Source organism: Xanthomonas cissicola, assembly GCF_008801575.1.
In the GTDB taxonomy this organism is placed as follows: domain Bacteria; phylum Pseudomonadota; class Gammaproteobacteria; order Xanthomonadales; family Xanthomonadaceae; genus Xanthomonas; species Xanthomonas cissicola.
The window spans coordinates 1-18,779 of record NZ_VZPL01000056.1; the positions used below are offsets into that span (position 1 = coordinate 1).

The window sequence follows — 18,779 nt, forward strand, 5'->3', positions numbered from 1 at the left end:
CCCACCAAGGACGCCGCACGCGCCGAGGTGTTCGACTACATCGAGATGTTCTACAACCCACAACGCCGTCATGGTTCAACTGGCGACCTGTCCCCTGTAGAGTTTGAACGGCGCTACGCGCAACGAGGGTCTTGAGTGTCTACGGAACCCTGGGCGTATCAAACTCACTGATGCAATGAATGAAATCCGACCTTGTGAGCTACTTTTACACGTATGTCGGCTGAACCCCCTGAAGGCTACGATCCGCATCTTGCGTCAGCGACCACTTCCAGCGGGCTCGAAGTTGCCTGCCCTACTTTCTTTAAATTGCGCTGATCGCAGGCCGAATGCACTGGATCGCCACTGCGAAATCCAATCCAGCTGGTCGGGCGCAATAAGATCCCGCCCCCATTACCGCAGCGATTGAAACGTTTCTCGTAGGTGGTCGACCAATGCGGGCGGATTTTCCATCGCAGCAAAATGCCCGCTCGCCCCGACCCGCGCGGCAATCGTCGAGAAGGTCAGCGCGGAAGCGTGGGTGCGTCTGCAGGCGGCCCTGCCCGACGGCGACCCCCCGCCCGATCCCATGGCAAGCCTGCGACGCATCACGCACGCCTTGGTGGAAGACCTGGATCTGGTCATCTACAGCGTCAACGAGATGGGCATGGAGGTCGCCGAACGCGGCAACACCTACTACGCCGCGCCGGAGTGGGAGTCGTTCCAGGCGCATCTGGGTGCTTTCTTCTTGCACGGCCAGCAGTGCGGCGTGTTCGGTATCGAAATGCCGGCGTCCTGGTGGAGCGACTTCTATCTCTCGTGCCTGTTCGGAGCCGGTTGGGCTGTGGCCACCGGCCGACTGTCACAGGCGTCGGTCGTGCGTGCGGTCCTGAGCTCGTTCCTGGACGGCGCACGTTCCGGTTCGCGAGTGCAATCTCCCTAGCCGCAAGCCGGGACAACACGTGATTGATCGCGTTTGCTCAGTTGGAGCGATCGGTCTCCAACGAAGCGGCAAGCCCGTTCGCCAGTGGTCGGGCACGGTCTGCAGGCGATGCGCGAGGATCACCTACCGCATCATGTGCTGTCGGCCGTTGATGCAGACGATGCATCTCCACGCGCCCCGAGACGCGCCAGCACACCGTCGAGCGAAGGGTCGCAGGCACCGAATCTCTGCGATCAGGCAGACAGCGCCGCACCTCATCGTGCGTCACGCTCACCCGCCGTTATGGGGCAGCGCGCCCTTGTCTTCCTGCAGCTCCCGCTTGAACGGCACGTCCGGCGGTGGGCGCGCGGTTGCCGGTTGATCGTTGAGGTTGGGGTCGCTCAGGCCGCAACCGCCGCCGAATTGCAGGAGCGACACCACGCAACTGATCTTGGTGGTCGTGCCCGGAATCGGAATCTCGATCTTCTTCAGGCCGCGCCGCACCCACTCCTGCAGCAGCGTCTGGTTCGGCATCCAGTACTTGTCCAGCGATGTCGGCGTGTAGCCGTACGGCGGACGTTTAAGCCAGGTGCCGCCCTGGGCAATCTGGTCGCGGGTCCAGGTATCGGTCTCACTGCCTGGTGGTCCGCGGTCACCTGTCGCCTTGCCGGCATCACCGGTTCCGGTGGTCACCTTGACGCTGCCATCGGCATTGAACATGCCGTTGCGCTGGGTGTTGGCACCTGTCGTGTCGCCTTGCCGATTGCGGTCGGATTTGCTCCAGTCGTCGGCGTTGGCGGCCACGTCCCACCCGCCGCTGCGATCGGCAGGCGTCGGGCCGGCATGACTGCTGGCGGCGGGCTTGACGGGCGACGATGCAGCGGCCGCCGCGCTGCTGGAACGCTCGGACTGAGCAGGACTGGCCCGCGACTGCGCAGGTTGCGCGGCTGCTTGCGCGGATGGCGCCGCCACGGTGGCCGGCTGCGGGTCGGGAGTCGCAGGCGCAGGCGCCGCTGGCACGACAGGTGTCGCCACTGGCGCAGGCGTCGGATCCGGTACGTTCGGCAGCTCTGCAGGACGCACCGCGACGTCAGGCATGCGCACCGTCGGCGAGATCTCACGCAGGCGTGCAGCCGGCGCGGCGATTTGCGGGCGCTCGGGGATGACGATGTCGCGCTCGCGCACCGTTGGGGCCGTGGCGGTGCGCATCGCTACATCCGTGGCCGGACGTTGCAGTTCGCGCACCTGCGGACGTTCGGTCACCGTCTGGATGTCGCGTTGACGCACCTCGACCTGCGGTGCTGCGCGTTCGATCGCACGCGGCGTCAGCGTGATCGTTGGCGGCGGTGGTACGACAAAGTCGGTGGTGGCGACCGGGGTTTCGGTGACCTGCAGCGGCGATTCGATCGTCACCGGCGGCACCTGCACCGTCACCTGTGGAATATCCGCGGCGACGGTTTCGCTGGCAGCTTGCACCGGTTCCGGCGCATGTTCCGGTGCCTGGGCCGTGTCGGGGCGCTCGACAGGATCGGCCGCTGGCTGCGCTGGTGTCGGTGTCGGTGTCGACAATGGAGCTGGCTCGCTTTTCGCCGCCGATGCACCCGCGTGCGCTGGCGAAGACGCCGCAGCTGCAGCCGCCTGCGTCGATGCCTCAGCCGCAGGTTGCCCTTCCCCGCCGCCCTGCTCTTCCGCCCCATCGCCGATCAAGGTCATGCGGACCCGCGAGTCGCCGCCGGGCGTGGTTTCCTCCGGCGCCCAGCGCACGGTGACCACCCAGACGAGCAGCGCGATAAACCCGAGGTGGATGAGAAAACTGCCAAGCACCGCCAACCAGTGCTGGCGACGCTGATCCTTCGGGCGCGGGTCCCAGTGTTGCCACCACAGGCTGCCGAACGCCTGGAATGGCGACAGGAGAGAGACGCTGGCCACACCGCGCCGGGCCGGCTGCCCACGCGCCAACAGCACATCCATGACCTGGTCGTCGTTGAATGGCGCAGCCACGTGCTTGCGGTTGCCCATCCAGATGCCCCAGCCATACGGAAGGCCGGTGCGCCGATCCACAATGAGCTTGGCGGGCATGCGCGCGCGCAGTGCCTGCAGCAGATCGGCAGCCGTTGTCACCGGTGGTGCGGAATCAGGCCGCGCTGTCGCGCGGGATGTAGGGGGCGTCACCGGTGGCGTGGTCGGTCGCGTCGCGTACCGCAGTCACGCCGGGCACGCGCCCCATCAAGGTCTTTTCGATGCCCTGCTTCAAGGTCACGTCGGCCATGCCGCAGCCGTGGCAACCGCCGCCGAAGCGCAGCAACACCACGCCCTCGGCGGAGACTTCCTGCACGGCCACGCGCCCGCCATGCGATGCCAGCTGCGGGTTGATCTCGTTTTCCACCACCCAGCGCACACGCTCGACCATCGAAGCCGACTCTGCGGGCGCTTCTCCCTTGATCTTGGGCGCCTTGATGGTGAGCTGCTGGTTGCCGGTGGACTGGGTGACGTAGTCGATTTCGGCGCCATCCATCCAGGGCACGCTGGCGGCGGCGACATACAAGGTGAAGCCGTCGCAGTCGATCGCCCATTCGTCGCCGCTCAGGTCCGCCGGTTCGGCGAACTCAAGCCGTGCATCGGCGCGCGGGGTGCCCGCATCCACCGCGCTCAGGCGCACGCCCATGCCGGACACGCCCTCGCGTTCGATGAGCTTGCGGAAATAGGTCTGGGCTTTGTCGGATATCTGGATCATGCGGGTTATTCTACCGCTCAAAGCGCCCTCGCTCATGGAACACCGTGATCCTGGTGGGCGCACCGTCCGCCCCCCCTGCGAGACCGTCATGACCGATCTGATTCCCCTGGAGCAGGCGCATTGCCTCCCGCGCAAAGGCAGCGACCACAAGCTGGGCGAGGCGCGCCTGGCCGAACTGCTGCCGCAGGTGCCCGGCTGGGAGCTGGCCGAGGCCGGCATGGCGCTCACGCGCACGTTCCGCTTCGCCGACTATTACCGCACCCTGGCCTTTGTGAATGCGCTGGCCTGGATCGCCCACCGCGAAGACCACCACCCCGACCTGGGCGTGCATTACGACCGCGTCGTGGTGCGCTATTCCACCCATGACGTGGGCGGGCTGAGCGAGAACGACTTCATCTGCGCGGCCAAGACCGCGCAGCTCTACGATCAGGGAATCACTGCATGAACATGTATCGCGCTGCGCTCGCCGGTCTCATCGTCGCCACCGGCCTTGGCGGCTGCGGCAAGTCGCCACAGCAGGCCTCTGCTCCCACCGTCGCGCCCACCGAACTGGCTGCCCTGAAGACGCCACCGCCGGAATATTCGCCGCAGCTGGCCTGCGCCGGTATCGGCGGCACCACCGTGCTGCGAGTCGTGGTCGGCGCTCAAGGCACCCCCACCGACGTGTCGGTGGCACAGAGCAGCGGCCAGCCCGTGCTCGACGAAGCGGCCCAGAAGCGCGTGCGGGAATGGCAGTTCAAGGCTGCCACCCGCAATGGCCAGGCCGTGTCGCAGACCATCCAGGTGCCGGTCTCGTTCAAGCCGCCGGTGCCGCGTCCAAACGAATGTTTCGCCATCGAGGAACGCGCACGCCGCGGCGGCTGAGGACCGCGCAGGTCGCTGACGCCTCGTTTCTGCACGGCACAAGTGCACCGGCACAAATGCATGAGCGCCAGCGCCCTGTTCGGGCGCGCTTGAGTTTCGCGCCTGGGTGACGCTGGCGCAGATGCGCTACTTTTCGTCTTCAACACCACGTCTTCGTCATCGCGGCATGGCCATCCTGCTTCCCCGGAGGTCGTGCGTATCTCGCGAGCTGCAGTTGCCACGCTCTCCGCAGGAAGTTCTTCATTCCACCAGGACGTCGCGCCACATGCTTGCAGTGTCATCACACAATCTCTGGATCGCGCTTGCGGTCACGCTGGCCGCCGGGCTGGCGACCGGGCTCGGCAGCCTCATGGTGGTGTTCGCCAAAAAGCCCAATCCGCGGCTGTTGGCGTTCGGTCTGGCCTTCGCCGGCGGCGCAATGGTGTACGTGTCGCTCACCGAGATCCTCAACAAGTCGATCGCCGCGTTTTCCCAGGCTTACAACGACAAGCTCGGCTTTACCTTCGGCACACTGACCTTTCTGGGCGGCATGCTGCTGATCATGGTGATCGACCGCCTGGTGCCGAATCCGCACCAGAGTTTGTCCAGCGACGATCCGCAGTTTCGCGAAGACAACCGGGCCTATATACGCCGGGTTGGCCTGATGACCGCCGTCGCGATCACCGCGCACAATTTTCCGGAAGGATTGGCGACTTTCTTCGCAACGCTCGAAAGCCCGGCGGTCGGCATGCCGCTGGCGTTCGCGATCGCCATCCACAATATTCCCGAAGGCATTGCGATCGCGGTGCCGGTGTATTTCGCCACGCGCAACAAGGTCTATGCGGTGGGCGCCAGCCTGCTCAGCGGGCTGGCCGAACCGGTCGGTGCAGGCATCGGATATCTGGCCTTGTCCAGCGTGCTCTCGGACGCGGTCTTCGGCACCGTGTTCGGGCTGATCTCCGGGGTCATGGTGTTTCTGGCACTGGACGAGTTACTGCCGGCTGCCAAGCGTTACGCCCAGGGTCACGAGACCGTGTACGGCTTGGTCTCGGGCATGGGAACGCTGGCGATCAGCCTGGTGTTGTTCCGCTTCGCAACGCCGTGAAGCGCGTCGTGCGCTGGCATCTCATGATGACCTGGCCGCAAAGTCTGCTGCGCCAGGGGCTGACAGCCGTCTTCAGCAACACCATCGCTGTCTTGTCGATGACGAGTCGATGCGCGCAGCCTGCCGGAAATCAATCGCGTGCATCTCGGCGCACCTTCGTGGCAGATGGCTTCCCGGACTTCTGCTGAACACCGTCGCGCCTGGTCGACTGAAGCGCAGTTTTAGAAAGGTTCCAGACATTCAAACCGGCGCATGGTACGCGCGTCATCAACGCGCACACAGCGAGGTGCCGTATGCAACGCACATGGTCACAAGGGCGCCTTGCCTTGGCGCTGTCGATCGCATCCTTCGGCCTGATCGCGCTTGGCGGGTGCCAACGTACTGACTCACCGGCGCCGGCCGCCGCCGAGCCTCCGCCGCCTCCCAGCGCGATGGCAACGCCGGCTTACACGCCGCCCACGGCGGACCAGCTTTACCAATTGGTCGCGCCGATTGCCCTGTTTCCAGATAAGTTGCTGGCGCAAACGCTGGCGGCGTCGGTCTATCCCGATCAAGTGGCCACTGCGCAGGAATGGCTACGCAGCAATAGCGGTTTGAGCGCTGCCGATCGCGCGCAGGCCACGGTGTCGCAATCGTGGGATCCGAGTATCAAGGCACTGACCGCCTTTCCTGATGTGGTGGCCCAACTGGCTGGCAATCTGGATTGGACGCGTGCGCTCGGCGATGCCTATGCCCACGCCCCCAACGATGTGCTCAACGCGGTGCAGATCATGCGCCAACGCGCCCAGGCCAGCGGCCATCTGCGCAGTACGCCGCAACAGCAGGTGCAGGTGGCGCGCCATGTGGTGGTGACGCCCATTTTGGATGAGGGCCGCATCCCGCCGCCCGCGCAGGTGATCACCATCGAACCAGCGCAACCGGACGTGGTGTACGTACCGCGCTACGATCCCGGCGTGGTCTACGGCACGCCGGTCGATGTCTATCGGGAGTATCGCTACCGCCCGGTCCGCTGGTACGACGAAGGCGACGTCGTCACCACCGGCCTGGTGTCGTTCGGCGTCGGCGTGTTGGTGGGCGGCCCACTCGAGCACCATCACGGTTGGTTCGGCTGGGTCGAGCCTGCGCCTGTCTGGCACCGCTGGGGCTGGAACAGCTGGGGTGTGGATTGGAACGCGCCGCCGGCCGCACCGCATTACGTGGTCTACCAGAACCATGTCTATGCGCCGCGCACCACCATCATCAATAACCGAAATACCTATATCGATACGCGCTCGTATGTGAATCAGGATCAACGCCATTGGTCCAATCCGACATCCGCGCCTGCGGCCGGGATGTCTCCGGCCAGCTTCCACGCAGCGCAGGTGGCCGCTCTACCGGCAGCGGTTGCCAACGCACGTGGGCCTGGTGCGTTGGCAGGAGCCACCACGCCGGCGCCCTCGCCCGCCCAGCTGCATCGCCCGCCCGACTATGCGCATCTGGCCGCACCGCATTTCAGTGCGCAGATGCTGCAGCCAGGCCGCCCGGTAACCCTGAACGCGTCGCAGTCGCCGCATGCTGCGCCCCTGACAACTGCGGCCCGTCCGATGCAGCCATTGCTCTCTGGGATGCGTTCGCCGCGCGTGCAAGCGCCGGCATTCGCATCGGCTGCAGCGCCTGCGCGGGTGAATGACCTGCAGGCCGCACAGCAGCGCGTGGCGCAGATGCACCCAGGTTCGCGGGCAGCGCAGGAGCAAGCAGCTGCAGCCACCCGCGCACATGCCGGCATGCCGCCGCACGATGCATTCGCGAGCCGCGACGCCCGCGACAGCCAGTTCCGAGCGCAAGCCCAACCTGCGCAATGGAAGCCGCTTGTGCAAGAGCAACGGCAGCTGCCGCCCCATCAGCAATTCGCATCCGCAGCATTGCCGCGTGTCGAACATGCCCAGCAGTCGCAGCCGCGTTACGAACCGCGCCCGGTCATGAAGGCAGAGCCGCAGCAGCACATGCAGCGGATGGCGTCCTTCGTCCCGCCGCGCGCCGCTCCGACACATCAGGCCGATATGCACCAGCAACGCCCGCATCCGTCGGCGCAGCCGCAACATCACGACCACCGCCACGAGGGCTGAGGCAGTGCGCTGGCGCAGCCGCCATGGCTGCGTCAGCGACCGAGCTGGTCCAGCGCCTCGGCCAGCTCTGGCGCCAACGGCGCGCTCAATACATACGGCGTCTTGCCGGCATCCAGCGCGAACTCCAGCGATGCGGCATGCAGGAACAGCCGCTTCAACCCAAGCTGGTCGCGCAGGCGCTTGTTGACGTCCGCCTCGCCGTATTTATCGTCCCCTGCCACCGGGTGCCCCAGGTGCTGGGCATGCACGCGAATCTGATGGGTGCGGCCGGTCTCGATGCGCACTTCGCAATACGAATGCCCGCCGCGCCGTTCCAGCAACTTGAAATGGCTCAGCGACGGCTTGCCGATCGCATTCACTTGCACATGCCGCTCCCCTCCTTGGCGCAGGCCGATGTGCAGCGGCGCGTCCACGGTCATCACGCCGTCGGGCATGCGGCCCACCAGCAGGGTCAGGTAGCGCTTGGTGATACCGCGCCCTTCGACGCGGTCGTCTTCACGCATCAGGGCCTGCAGCTCGGTCAGCGCCGAGCGCTTCTTGGCCACGATCAATAGGCCCGATGTATCGCGATCGAGCCGATGCACCAGCTCCAGGCTCTGGTTCGGCCGCAGCGCCCGCAGGGTCTCAATAGCGCCAAAACTAATCCCGCTGCCGCCATGGCTGGCGACTCCAGAGGGCTTGTTGAGGGCAAGCAGGCGCGCATCCTCGAACACGATCGCCGCCTCCAGCCTCGCCATGAACGAGGACGGTGGCGCTGCCTTGTCGCCCTCGTCGTTGATGCGGACCGGCGGAATCCGCACCTCTTCGCCGCCTTCGAGCTTGCGCTCGGCCTTGGCCCGCCCGCCGTTTACCCGTACCTGGCCGCTGCGGACCAGCTTGTAGATCAGGCTGCGCGGGGCGCCCTTGAGCTGGCCAAGCAGGAAATTATCCAGCCGCTGCCCAGCACGGTCTTCCGGAACTTTGAGAATGCGCACGCCGACGCGGTCGGCCGGCGGCTTGGGGGGCTGGGGGTCGGTCATCCGGCTCTTTATTCTGTTACACTCGGCGAGCGAGATAAAGGTTTGATTTTGTTGGAAGTTGATTGGCCAGAAGCCTGACTTCCGATGATTCCGGCACAGTGCGCGACCACCGCCCCCGGGGCGGCCATGTTAGCGGCTCACCGGCCTACCCGGCCATCGCCGGCGGTTTTTGACCGCTGCGCTGAACATGTCCCGTGCGCTGCCCCGGTTCGTCCGGACGCGGCTGCCGGCCCTGAAACACCTATAAAACTTAAACAAGCGCTCCCGCGGCCTGCCGTGGTGTTGCAGCGCTGGAAACTCTGGTCAGGCCTGTCCGCGCGTTGCGCGAAGGGCCGACAAGCTGTTCCAGAGGCGAAACGTCACGGCGTTCCGCGCGGTAGAGCGCGTGAGGAACGCAACAATGAAGCGAATGCTGATCAACGCAACGCAGGCCGAAGAGCTGCGCGTGGCGATTGTGGACGGCCAGACCCTGTACGACATCGACATCGAACAGCCGTCCAAGGAACAAAAGAAGTCCAACATCTATAAGGGCCGTATTACCCGGCTTGAGCCTTCCCTGGAAGCGGCGTTCGTGGACTACGGCGCCGAGCGTCATGGCTTCCTGCCGTTGAAGGAAATTTCCCGCGATTATTTCCAGGCCGGCGTCGACCATAACAAGTCGACCATTCGCGAGCTTCTGCGCGAAGGCCAGGAAATCGTGGTGCAGGTCGACAAGGAAGAGCGTGGCAACAAGGGCGCCGCCCTGACCACCTTCATCTCGCTGGCCGGCCGCTACATGGTGCTGATGCCCAATTCGCCGAGCGCCGGTGGCGTTTCGCGCCGCATCGAGGGCGAAGACCGCGCCGCGTTGAAGGAAGCGCTGGACAAGCTCGACATTCCTGACGACATGGGCGTGATCATCCGCACCGCCGGCGTGGGCCGCGATGCCGAAGAACTGCAGTGGGATCTGGACTATCTGCTGCAGACCTGGAAGGCGATTGCCGAAGCTGCGCTGAGCAAGCCGGCCGCGTTCCTGATCTACCAGGAATCGCGCCTGATCATCCGCGCCCTGCGCGACTACCTGCGCGCCGATGTCGGCGAGATCCTGGTCGATACGCCGGAGCTGTACGCCGACGCCCAGGAGTTCATGAAGCAGGTGATGCCGCAGAGCCTGCGCAAGCTCAAGCACTACACCGACGATATCCCGCTGTTCAACCGCTTCCAGATCGAATCGCAGATCGAAGGCGCCTATGAGCGCAACGTGCGCCTGCCCTCGGGCGGCTCGATCGTGGTGGACCAGACCGAAGCGCTGACCGCCGTCGACGTCAACTCCTCGCGCGCCACCAAGGGCAGCGATATCGAAGAAACCGCGTTCCAGACCAATCTGGAAGCGGCAGAAGAAGTTGCACGCCAGCTGCGCCTGCGCGACCTGGGCGGCCTGGTGGTCATCGACTTCATCGACATGGCCTCGTCCAAGCACCAGCGCGAAGTCGAAAACAGGTTGCAGAACGCGCTCAAGTACGACCGTGCGCGCGTGCAGTTGGGCCGTATCTCGCGTTTCGGCCTGATGGAAATGAGCCGTCAACGGCTACGTCCGAGCCTGGGCGAATCCAGCCAGATCGTCTGCCCGCGTTGCGACGGCCATGGCCGCATGCGCAGCGTCGAGTCGCTGTCGCTGTCGATCATCCGCGTGGCCGAAGAACACGCCATGAAGGAAAACACCGGGCAGGTGCTGGTCCAGGCGCCGGTGGAAATCGCCAATTACCTGCTCAACGAAAAGCGTAGTGCGCTGCGTGAAATCGAGCAGCGCCATGAGTCGCCGATCATCATCGTCGCCGACGAGCAACTGCACACCCCACACTACGAAGTCACGCGCCTGCGCGAGAACGAGCTGGGCGAAGAGAGCGGCAAGCCGAGCTACCAGCGCGGCACCCCGCGCAAGCTGCCGGTGCATGCACTGACCAAGGCGCAGTTGAATATTCCTGCCGCTCCGGCGGTGACGTCGATCAAGCCGAGCCAACCGGCACCGGTGCGCGAAGCAGCCCCTGCCCCGGTCGCGCCCGTCGCTGCTCCGGCGCCGGTGGTGACCGTGCCCATTCCGGCACCGGTCACTGGTGTGGTGGGCTGGCTGAAGCGGATCTTCGGCGGCGTCGAGCCGGTTGCCCCGGCCCCGGAGTCGACCCCGCGTCCGCGCCAGAACGATGCCGGCCGCAATAACCGTAGCGAGCGCGGCGAGCGTGGCGGTCAGCGCCGCGATGGTCGCGATGCCCGCAACGGCGGCAACGGTGGCAACGGTGGCAACCAGCAACGTGGCAATGGCGGCAACGGCAACGGCGCCAACAAGGAACGCCGTGACGAGCGTCGTCAGCCTGCCAACGCCCAGGGCGCGCAGAATGGCGCACAGGCACAGCAGCAGGTGCAGGCGCCCAAGCCGCCGCGCAACGAAGCGCAGGCGCCAAAGCCGCAGCAGCAGAAGCCCAAGCCCAAGCCGCAGAACCAGAGCCCGCGTCCGCCACGTGCGCCTGCACAGCAGGATGGCGCGCCGGCCGAGCGTCAGCCGCGTCCGGCACGCCAGGATGAAGGCACGGCAGCGGCGCAGACCCCGACCCCCACTACCGCAACGGCAACCACGTCGAGCGTGGTGTCCGCCATTGCCGATGCCGCTGCCGCTGCACCCACCAATGCGCAGGCCAACGCTCATGAAGCGGCGCAGGCGCATCCGGTCGATGTCACAGTGAGCGAATCCACCGCTGATCGCGGTGCCGACGCGAATGCGGCTGCACCGGCCCAGGAGGCCGCAGGCGACGATGCAGCCAATGGGGAAGGCGGAAGCCGCCGTCGCCGCGGTCGTCGTGGTGGCCGTCGTCGTCGTCGTGGCGCTGGCGCCAACGGAGAAGGTGGTGCCAGCGTCGATGGTCTGGAAGGCGACGATCTGGACAGCGATGCCGACAACGATCTCGATGGCGACAGCGAAGGTGACGACGCTGGTATGCATGCGCATGCCTCGGCCGCACCGCGCGCCGGCCAGCCGGAATTCGACTTCGACGACGAAGCACCGGCACCCGCGGTGCGCGCCAAGCCAGAACCCGCGGTCCAGGCAACCGCCAAGCCGCGTCCGGTTCCCAAGGAGCGTGCAGAGCCACAGGTCGGCAGTGATACGGCCTCGACCACCGCGCCGGTTTCAAATACCGTGCCGGCATCGCAGCCGTCAGCAACACCCGTTGCCAACGCTGACGCCGCCCGCGGGCGCCCTGCTGCGCCCGTCGCGGCTACGGACGCAACTGCCAAACCCGCGCCAGCTGCCACAGCGTCGACGGTGGCCGGCACCGAGGGTGCGGCAGCGCAGGCTGCGGAACAGCGCCCCGCAACGGTCGCTCAGCAGGCATCCGCTACCCCGGCACCGATTGCCGCTCCCGCACCAGGGGTATCCGCTCCGGCAGCTGCCGTGGCTCCGGCACCGGCTGTCGCATCGCCTGTGACCAGCAATGCGGCGACAAGCAGCCCGCAGCAGCCTTCGGCGCCGGCAAGTGCGGCTCCGCCTGCCGCTGCCCAGGCCGCGAAGCCCGACCAACAGCAACCCGCTGCGTCGGCGGACGTCGAAACGCCTTCGGTGCAAGCCACTCCGGTGCAGCCGGCACGTGCAACGCCTGCTGACGACCTGTCGGCACCTGCGGCAGCTTCCTCGGCGTCGCAGGCCGCGGTGGTCACGGTCACTTCGCCGCACGCCGAGCAGTCTGAGTCGCAGGCGCCATCTTCCGAGGTGGCAACGACCTCTACCTCGACGGTTGTGCAGGCAAGCCAGAGTGCAGACACCGCGCCCGTGCGCAGGCCGTATGCTCCGGTGCAGACCACCATGCTCGATGCGCTGAGCCCGAACGAGGCTGCGCCAGCGGCCTCCTCGGCCAGCAAGCCTCCGGCAGCCCCTGCAGCCGCGCAGGAATCGCAGGCAGACAAGCCCAAGCCGACGGTAGTTGTGTCCGAAGCAGTCAAGCCAGTTGCTCCATCGGCCGAAGCCGACCAGCCGCGGGATGACGACAGCAACAAGCCGCGTGGCGATCACTGATCGCCAGGTGACCCGATCGGCTGGCCTGGTTGGATAGCAGGCCATGTCAACATCGAAAACAGCGGTCTTCGGGCCGCTGTTTTTTTTATGCGCCACCTGCACTAACGCGAAGCCGCATCCGCCGGCTTTGATCCCGGTGAGGCATCTACTCCACGTTCTTCCACACGAGCGGTCGACGTTTTTCGCCGCTCGTGCCTAGCGGTTGCAAAACCCTTCGACCAGGAATTGCGACGACGCCAGAACTTGCTGGCACATGACGACCATCGTCGCGGAAAGATCCCTGTGCGAGACCTGTGTTCATGCTCATTGCATGGGACCTCAGGGCGCACGCCGCCTGGTTCCGACGTAGAGCGCGCCTCTAGCAGGCCAGGCTAATTCGCGCACCCATGCGTTTGCGCAATCCAGCTGCGGCTGCTGAAGGGCGAGACACGTCATTTCTGAGCACGCTATGAGCCCTCTCTCTGCCATGTTGTTCGCCCCGACCTTGCGATGCAGCGCAGCCAGTGCGGCGCACCCAAGGTAGCGGTTTACAGCACCCGGGAGGGATCGGTCAGACCGTATTGATTGGCTAGCCGCGCCAGCGCGATGTTGTCCTGGATGCCGACCTTCTCAAACAGGCGTGCCTTGTGCGTGTTGATGGTCTTGGCGCTGAGGTTCAGGCGCTTGGCGATGTCTTCCTGGCGCAGCCCTTGGGTCAGCAGCAACGCCACTTCCAGCTCGCGGGGCGACAATGCATCGAACGGTGAACCGCCACCTTCCAGATTGGACAGAGCCAGGTTCTGCGCGATCGTGTTGCCGAGGTAACGCCGTCCCAATGCGACTTCACGCACCGCGCGCAGCAACTCGTGCGCATCGCCGCCCTTGCCCACATAACCGGAGGCGCCTGCCTCGAGCAAACGTTTGGGCAATGGGCCGTCCTCGAGCACGGAGACGATGATGACCCGCGTGCCGTAGTCGCCCTTGACGATGCGCTCGGTAATTTCCAGGCCGCTGACGCCGGGCAAATGCAGGTCGCACAGCACGATGTCCGGTTTGAGTTGACGAATCTGCGGCAATGCAGCTTCGCCGCTCTCTGCTTCACCCACCACATCGACGTCCACTTCCTTGGACAGAATCATCTTCATGCCTGTACGCACGAGTGCATGATCGTCGATCAGAAAAACTCTGATGGTCATCCTTGTTTTCCTCGCTAGCGGCTGGCTGGTGCAGCCTATCTCCGTGAATAATTCAGGGCAAGCTCGATGCGACGTATTACGCCCAAGTTATAGCGTTATGCAGCGTCACTAGAGCATGCATGACGTGCGCGTGGCGCGATGTCTCAAGGCAAGATGCTGCAACGTGTGCCGATGATGCGGGGGCCTGGGCGAGCGTTGCATCGGGCAATGCAGTCGCGCTCGGTCAGATTTTCACTGGCTAGGCGGTACGGTCGGCGTCCACCAAGGGGTTTAATTCGGGATCCAGCGCAACGCGTTCGTCGAAGACGAAGCAGCGACCGTCGTAGCCTTCGCCGCCGACCTCTTCGAAGTAGCCGAGGATTCCGCCCTCCAGTTGCAGCACGTTGTCCATGCCATCGGCCTGCATCCACAGCGCGGCCTTTTCGCAACGAATGCCACCGGTGCAGAAGCTGACCACCGTGGCGTCAGCCAACGCAGCACGATGCGGTTCCAGCGCGCCAGGCAAGTCGGTGAACTTGTCGATCGGCAGCGTCAACGCCCCCTGGAAGGTTCCGTATCTCACTTCCTGCGCATTGCGCGTGTCCAGCAACACCAATGGGCGGCCGCGATCATCCTGCCCGTTACGCAGCCACTTGCGCAGCACGGCAGGCGTCACCGAAGGCGCACGACCTTGCAGCGGCGATGCATCGTCGCGCCGAAAACTGATGATCTCCGGCTTGATCTTGACCTTGAGCCGCGCAAACGGCTGATGCTTGCTTTCGCTGTACTTGATGCGCATCTGCGCAAACCGCGTATCGGCCTGCAGCCAGGTATAGAACGCGCCGATCTGCTCGGCAGCGCCTGCCAGAAACAGGTTGATGCCCTCCTCGGCCACCAGCACCGATCCTTTCAGCGCGTGCTGTTCGGCTTGCGCGAGCACGCTGGCGGCAAGTGTCTGCGGATCCTGGATGGTCACGAACTGGTAGGCGGCGGTATTGGTCATTATGCGGCTATTTTAGAGCCGCGGGCAGCCCCTAGCGAGCGCCGTGAGCGGGGCGCCCAACGCGGTGCAGCAGCGCGCCTGCAACCGCGTCCTGCTGCGCACTCAGCCGCGCAACAGCACAAACGGCAGCAACACCAGCGAGGCGACGATCAGCATGCCGATCAGCGTCACGATCACGAACACCGGTCGCCTGCGCAGCAATGCGCCAAAGGTCTCCGCAGTGCCGGCTGCAAGTTCTTCCTGTCGCTGGGCACGCGCAATCGCGCCGCGCTGCGCCTGGTAGGCATCCATCGCCGCCTTGGCGCGTGGATAGTCGGCATCGTCGCTAAGCCAGATACCGCCGGCGGAAATCCCCCAGTTGCTGGGGCGCGTTTCGTAGACCTGCACCCGCTGCTCGCGCATCAGCGCCCGCACCTCGTCGGCTTCGTCTTCGGGAACATTGCGCAGATTGAGCAGCAGCTTGGCCATGCCGCGATGATACCGGGAGCCAGGTGCGATAATAGCCGCCTTTCTTCATGGACCCTGCCATGCGCCTTTTGTTGACGCTCGTCGCCGCCCTGTTGCTCGCAAGCTGCGCACCCACCCTGCCGCCCTCCGGCGGCACCATCGCCAGTTTCGAGCGGATCGACCGCAACCTGGGGACCGGCGCAGAGGCCACACCAGGGGCCATGGTCACCGTGCACTACACCGGCTGGCTGTACGACGAAAAAGCCGCCGACAAACATGGCAAGAAGTTCGACAGCTCGCTGGATCGCGCCGAGCCGTTCCAATTCGTACTAGGCGGCCACCAGGTCATCCGCGGCTGGGACGATGGCGTGGCCGGCATGCGTGTCGGCGGCAAGCGCACCTTGATGATCCCGCCCGATTACGGCTATGGCGCCAACGGCGCCGGTGGCGTGATACCGCCCGGTGCATCGCTGGTGTTCGATGTGGAATTGCTGGGCGTGCAGCCGCGTTGAGTGCCTGATGATGACTGATCTGAGCAGGCAGCGGCTGGCCGTGATCGGCGGTGGGCCGGCCGGTTTGATGGCGGCGGAAGTGGCCTGCGCGGCGGGCCTGGCAGTGGATCTGTACGATGCCAAGGGTTCGGTGGGACGCAAATTCCTGATCGCTGGCAAAGGCGGCTTGAATCTCACGCATTCCGATTCGATGCCGCTGTTTGCGCAACGCTATCGCGAACGTCAACAACCGGTTTCCGCATGGTTGCAGGACTTCGATGCTGATGCGCTGCGCGATTGGGCGCGAGAGCTCGGTGTCGAGACCTACGTCGGCAGTTCCGGCCGGGTCTTTCCGATGGATCGCAAGGCGGCCCCCCTGCTGCGTGGCTGGGTGCGCCGGCTCAAGGAACAGGGCGTCGTGTTTCATGTGCAGCACCGTTGGCTGGGCTGGTCTGAAAACGGCGCACTCCGTTTCGACGCACCCACCGGCACGGTGGAGTGCAGTGCAGAGGCAGTCGTGCTGGCGCTTGGTGGCGGCAGCTGGCCGCAGCTTGGTTCCGACGGGCAGTGGCAAGCCTCATTGCAGCGATGCGGGATCGCGGTAGCGCCCCTGGTGCCGGCCAACTGCGGCTTCGATATCGATTGGAGTGCGCACTTCGTGCAGCGTCATGCAGGTGCGCCGCTGAAACCGGTCGTTGCGCACTGGCAGGACAGCAACGGCATGCAGCATGCATTGCAGGGCGAATGCGTGGCCACAGCGAACGGCATCGAGGGCAGCTTGATCTATGCCTTGGCCGCGGACCTGCGCGCGCAGATCGATGCGCACGGCGTCGCCGAACTCGTGCTGGATCTGATTCCCGGCCGCTCGTTCGAACGCGTGCATGCCGAACTGGCCCAACCGCGCAAGGGACGCAGTTTCAGCGAGCATCTGCGCCGACAGGTCGGCATCGATGGCGTCAAGGCGGCTCTCCTCTACGAAGAACTCGGCAAGCAGGCGGGCGACGATGTGGCGTTGGTCGCACGCACGCTCAAGCAGTTGCCGCTGCGCCTGTTGCGGCCGCGTCCGCTCGCCGAAGCGATCAGTTCGGCGGGCGGCGTACGACTGGAAGCGCTGGACGACCAACTGATGGCACTCGCGCAACCTGGCGTGTTTTGCGCCGGCGAAATGCTCGATTGGGAAGCGCCAACCGGCGGCTATCTGCTCACCGCCTGTTTCGCCAGCGGCCGACGCGCCGCACGCGGCGCTGTGCAGTGGCTAGCGCAGCGCGACGTACGCGCTACAGGCGATCGCTGACCGCCGCACGCGGCCACACCGATTTGACGTCGTACACCACCGCGCCCGGTTTGCCGAGCGCGGCGATCCGCTCCACGTCGTAATCGCGATACTGCGCGTGCGCCACCGCCAGCACGACGGCATCGTAGGCGCCGTCTTCCGGCATCTCGCTTAAGCGCACACCGCCGTGCTGCAGCGCTTCAGCCGGGTCTGCCCACGGGTCGCAAGTGTCCACCTGCACGCCCGCGGCCTGCAGCAACTGCACCAATTCCAGGGCGCGGCTGTTGCGCAGATCCGGGCAGTTTTCCTTGAATGTCGCGCCCAGTACCAGCACCCTCGCCTGCGCGAGCGCGACGCCACGCATGGCCAGCATGCCGCACACGCGCTCGGCTACATGTCGGCCGACACGATTATTGACCTGCCGCGCGGTGTGGATCAGGTCCGGGTGATAGCCCACGCTTTCGGATTTGTGCATCAGGTAGTACGGATCCACCCCGATGCAATGCCCGCCGACCAGGCCAGGGCGAAATGGCAGGAAATTCCACTTGGTTCCTGCGGCCTCGAGCACATCCAGGGTGTCGATTCCCAACTTGTCGAAAATCAACGCCAACTCGTTGACCAGCGCGATATTGACGTCGCGCTGGATGTTTTCGACCACCTTTGCCGCTTCGGCCACGCGCATCGACGGAGCGCGCCAGGTGCCGGCGGTGATGATGCTGATGTATAGCGCATCGACGGCATCGGCGGCGTCTGCCGTCGAGCCCGAGGTGATCTTGCGGATATCACGCAGACGCCGCTGGCGATCGCCGGGATTGACGCGCTCGGGGCTGTAGCCGCAAAAGAAGTCGTGGTTGAAACGCAGCCCGGAGGTTGCTTCGAGCAAGGGCACGCAAACTTCTTCAGTGGTCCCTGGATAGACCGTGGATTCGTAGATCACCAGATCGCCGGGTTTGAGTGCGGCGGCGATCAAGGCCGTGGCGCTACGCAACGGCTCCAGATCCGGTTGCTCGAAGCTATCGATCGGCGTCGGCACGGTCACGATGAAAATGCGACACCCAGCCAGATCCGCAGCGTTTGCGCTGTAGCGCAAGTGCGTTGCGGCACCCAATTCGGCATCGTCCAGTTCCAGCGTGACATCGTGGCCATCGCGCAGTTGCGCAACGCGCTGCGCATCGATGTCGAAGCCCACGGTGTCGCGTTGCTCCCCGAATGCAACCGCCAATGGCAGGCCGACGTAACCTAAGCCGATGACGGCGATGCGCCCCTGTGCGGGGCCGAGAAGCGTGGTGCCGGACATGCGGTTCCTTGGAATGGTGCGCAGCCGGTGGCGGCGCGCTATGCGGCGGCAGCATAACGCAGGCCGCAGGAGCCAGGCAGTGCAGGAAGTACGCTGCAAAGATTCACAATCGCCGCGCAATCAGGCACGCTATCGCAATGCCCGGGTGGCGAAATTGGTAGACGCAAGGGACTTAAAATCCCTCAGCTGTGAGGCTATGCGGGTTCGACCCCCGCCCCGGGCACAAATTAAGCCGCGACTGAGAACGCACGATCAACGTTGCGATGCAAAGACAGTGGTGATGACGACAGCCAGATCGACCAAGCGCAGGGCGTTGCCCACGCTGCAGGCGTTGGCCGACATGCATCGCAAGCGTCAGCAGCTGCCGT

General features: G+C 65.2%; 17 protein-coding genes and 1 tRNA gene. 11 read left to right on the forward strand and 7 right to left on the reverse strand.

Annotated features, from left to right (window positions below; genetic code table 11):
- Both F7R02_RS18735 and F7R02_RS18745 read left to right on the forward strand, forming a co-directional pair.
- Positions 1 to 135: IS3 family transposase (locus F7R02_RS18735; protein WP_151210041.1), on the forward strand; the 135-nt coding region annotated here is incomplete at its 5' end.
- 430 nt (positions 136 to 565) lie between these two features.
- A complete protein-coding gene (locus F7R02_RS18745; RefSeq protein WP_050494995.1) occupies positions 566 to 919 on the forward strand; it encodes a hypothetical protein in 354 nt (117 codons plus the stop codon).
- Positions 920 to 1,189: 270 nt separating this feature from the next.
- Here F7R02_RS18745 and F7R02_RS18750 read toward each other — a convergent pair whose 3' ends face one another.
- Positions 1,190 to 3,019: a transmembrane repetitive protein gene (locus F7R02_RS18750; protein WP_078590052.1), complete on the reverse strand. Its 1,830-nt coding sequence runs from the start codon at positions 3,017 to 3,019 to the stop codon at positions 1,190 to 1,192.
- A 13-nt stretch (positions 3,020 to 3,032) separates the two neighbouring features.
- Positions 3,033 to 3,632 (reverse strand): NfuA family Fe-S biogenesis protein, encoded by a 600-nt coding sequence (locus F7R02_RS18755; protein ID WP_078590053.1) that lies wholly within the window; start codon positions 3,630 to 3,632, stop codon positions 3,033 to 3,035.
- A gap of 88 nt (positions 3,633 to 3,720) precedes the next feature.
- Between F7R02_RS18755 and F7R02_RS18760 the strand changes: the two genes are divergently transcribed.
- The 5 genes from F7R02_RS18760 to F7R02_RS18780 all read left to right on the forward strand — a co-directional run bounded on the left by F7R02_RS18760 (position 3,721) and on the right by F7R02_RS18780 (position 7,685).
- Positions 3,721 to 4,077, forward strand: a complete 357-nt coding sequence (locus tag F7R02_RS18760) for a 4a-hydroxytetrahydrobiopterin dehydratase (RefSeq protein ID WP_003489213.1) — start codon at positions 3,721 to 3,723, stop codon at positions 4,075 to 4,077.
- Entirely contained in the window at positions 4,074 to 4,496 is a 423-nt protein-coding gene (locus tag F7R02_RS18765) for an energy transducer TonB (protein WP_005931423.1), read from the forward strand. The genes F7R02_RS18760 and F7R02_RS18765 overlap by 4 nt, the downstream gene beginning before the upstream one ends.
- A gap of 265 nt (positions 4,497 to 4,761) precedes the next feature.
- Positions 4,762 to 5,580, forward strand: a complete 819-nt coding sequence (zupT, locus tag F7R02_RS18770) for a zinc transporter ZupT (RefSeq protein WP_078590054.1) — start codon at positions 4,762 to 4,764, stop codon at positions 5,578 to 5,580.
- A complete protein-coding gene (locus tag F7R02_RS18775; RefSeq protein ID WP_078590055.1) occupies positions 5,577 to 5,768 on the forward strand; it encodes a hypothetical protein in 192 nt (63 codons plus the stop codon). Before zupT ends, F7R02_RS18775 begins: the two co-directional genes overlap by 4 nt.
- Before the next feature lie 105 nt (positions 5,769 to 5,873).
- The gene (locus F7R02_RS18780; protein ID WP_078590056.1) at positions 5,874 to 7,685 is read left to right on the forward strand and encodes a DUF3300 domain-containing protein; all 1,812 of its coding nucleotides are present in this window, start codon (positions 5,874 to 5,876) and stop codon (positions 7,683 to 7,685) included.
- A gap of 32 nt (positions 7,686 to 7,717) precedes the next feature.
- On the opposite strand, the gene F7R02_RS18785 is transcribed toward F7R02_RS18780, so the two are convergent.
- On the reverse strand, positions 7,718 to 8,704 hold the full coding sequence (locus F7R02_RS18785) for an RluA family pseudouridine synthase (protein ID WP_005916458.1): 987 nt from the start codon (positions 8,702 to 8,704) through the stop codon (positions 7,718 to 7,720).
- A gap of 409 nt (positions 8,705 to 9,113) precedes the next feature.
- On the opposite strand from F7R02_RS18785, the gene F7R02_RS18790 reads away from it, so the two are divergent.
- Positions 9,114 to 12,746, forward strand: a complete 3,633-nt coding sequence (locus F7R02_RS18790; protein WP_139370977.1) for an Rne/Rng family ribonuclease — start codon at positions 9,114 to 9,116, stop codon at positions 12,744 to 12,746.
- Positions 12,747 to 13,273: 527 nt separating this feature from the next.
- On the opposite strand, the gene F7R02_RS18795 is transcribed toward F7R02_RS18790, so the two are convergent.
- The 3 genes from F7R02_RS18795 to F7R02_RS18805 form a co-directional block, all read right to left on the reverse strand.
- Positions 13,274 to 13,921, reverse strand: coding sequence for a response regulator (locus tag F7R02_RS18795; RefSeq protein ID WP_003489223.1), 648 nt, complete (start codon positions 13,919 to 13,921; stop codon positions 13,274 to 13,276).
- 238 nt (positions 13,922 to 14,159) lie between these two features.
- Entirely contained in the window at positions 14,160 to 14,906 is a 747-nt protein-coding gene (locus tag F7R02_RS18800; protein ID WP_039582541.1) for a sulfurtransferase, read from the reverse strand.
- 99 nt (positions 14,907 to 15,005) lie between these two features.
- Complete coding sequence (locus F7R02_RS18805) at positions 15,006 to 15,371, reverse strand: DUF6164 family protein (protein WP_005916468.1); 366 nt, start codon at positions 15,369 to 15,371, stop codon at positions 15,006 to 15,008.
- Positions 15,372 to 15,430: 59 nt separating this feature from the next.
- Between F7R02_RS18805 and F7R02_RS18810 the strand changes: the two genes are divergently transcribed.
- Positions 15,431 to 15,862 carry an FKBP-type peptidyl-prolyl cis-trans isomerase gene (locus F7R02_RS18810; protein ID WP_078590058.1) on the forward strand — a complete coding sequence of 144 codons (432 nt, stop codon included), beginning with the start codon at positions 15,431 to 15,433 and terminating at the stop codon, positions 15,860 to 15,862.
- Between the two features lie 10 nt (positions 15,863 to 15,872).
- Positions 15,873 to 17,135, forward strand: a complete 1,263-nt coding sequence (locus F7R02_RS18815; protein WP_011051335.1) for a TIGR03862 family flavoprotein — start codon at positions 15,873 to 15,875, stop codon at positions 17,133 to 17,135.
- On the opposite strand, the gene F7R02_RS18820 is transcribed toward F7R02_RS18815, so the two are convergent.
- The gene (locus tag F7R02_RS18820; protein WP_033483567.1) at positions 17,119 to 18,411 is read right to left on the reverse strand and encodes a nucleotide sugar dehydrogenase; all 1,293 of its coding nucleotides are present in this window, start codon (positions 18,409 to 18,411) and stop codon (positions 17,119 to 17,121) included. The two genes, F7R02_RS18815 and F7R02_RS18820, sit on opposite strands and share 17 nt — an antisense overlap.
- 139 nt (positions 18,412 to 18,550) lie before the next feature.
- On the opposite strand from F7R02_RS18820, the gene F7R02_RS18825 reads away from it, so the two are divergent.
- Positions 18,551 to 18,634, forward strand: a tRNA-Leu gene (locus F7R02_RS18825).
- The last annotated feature ends 145 nt before the right edge of the window (positions 18,635 to 18,779 follow it).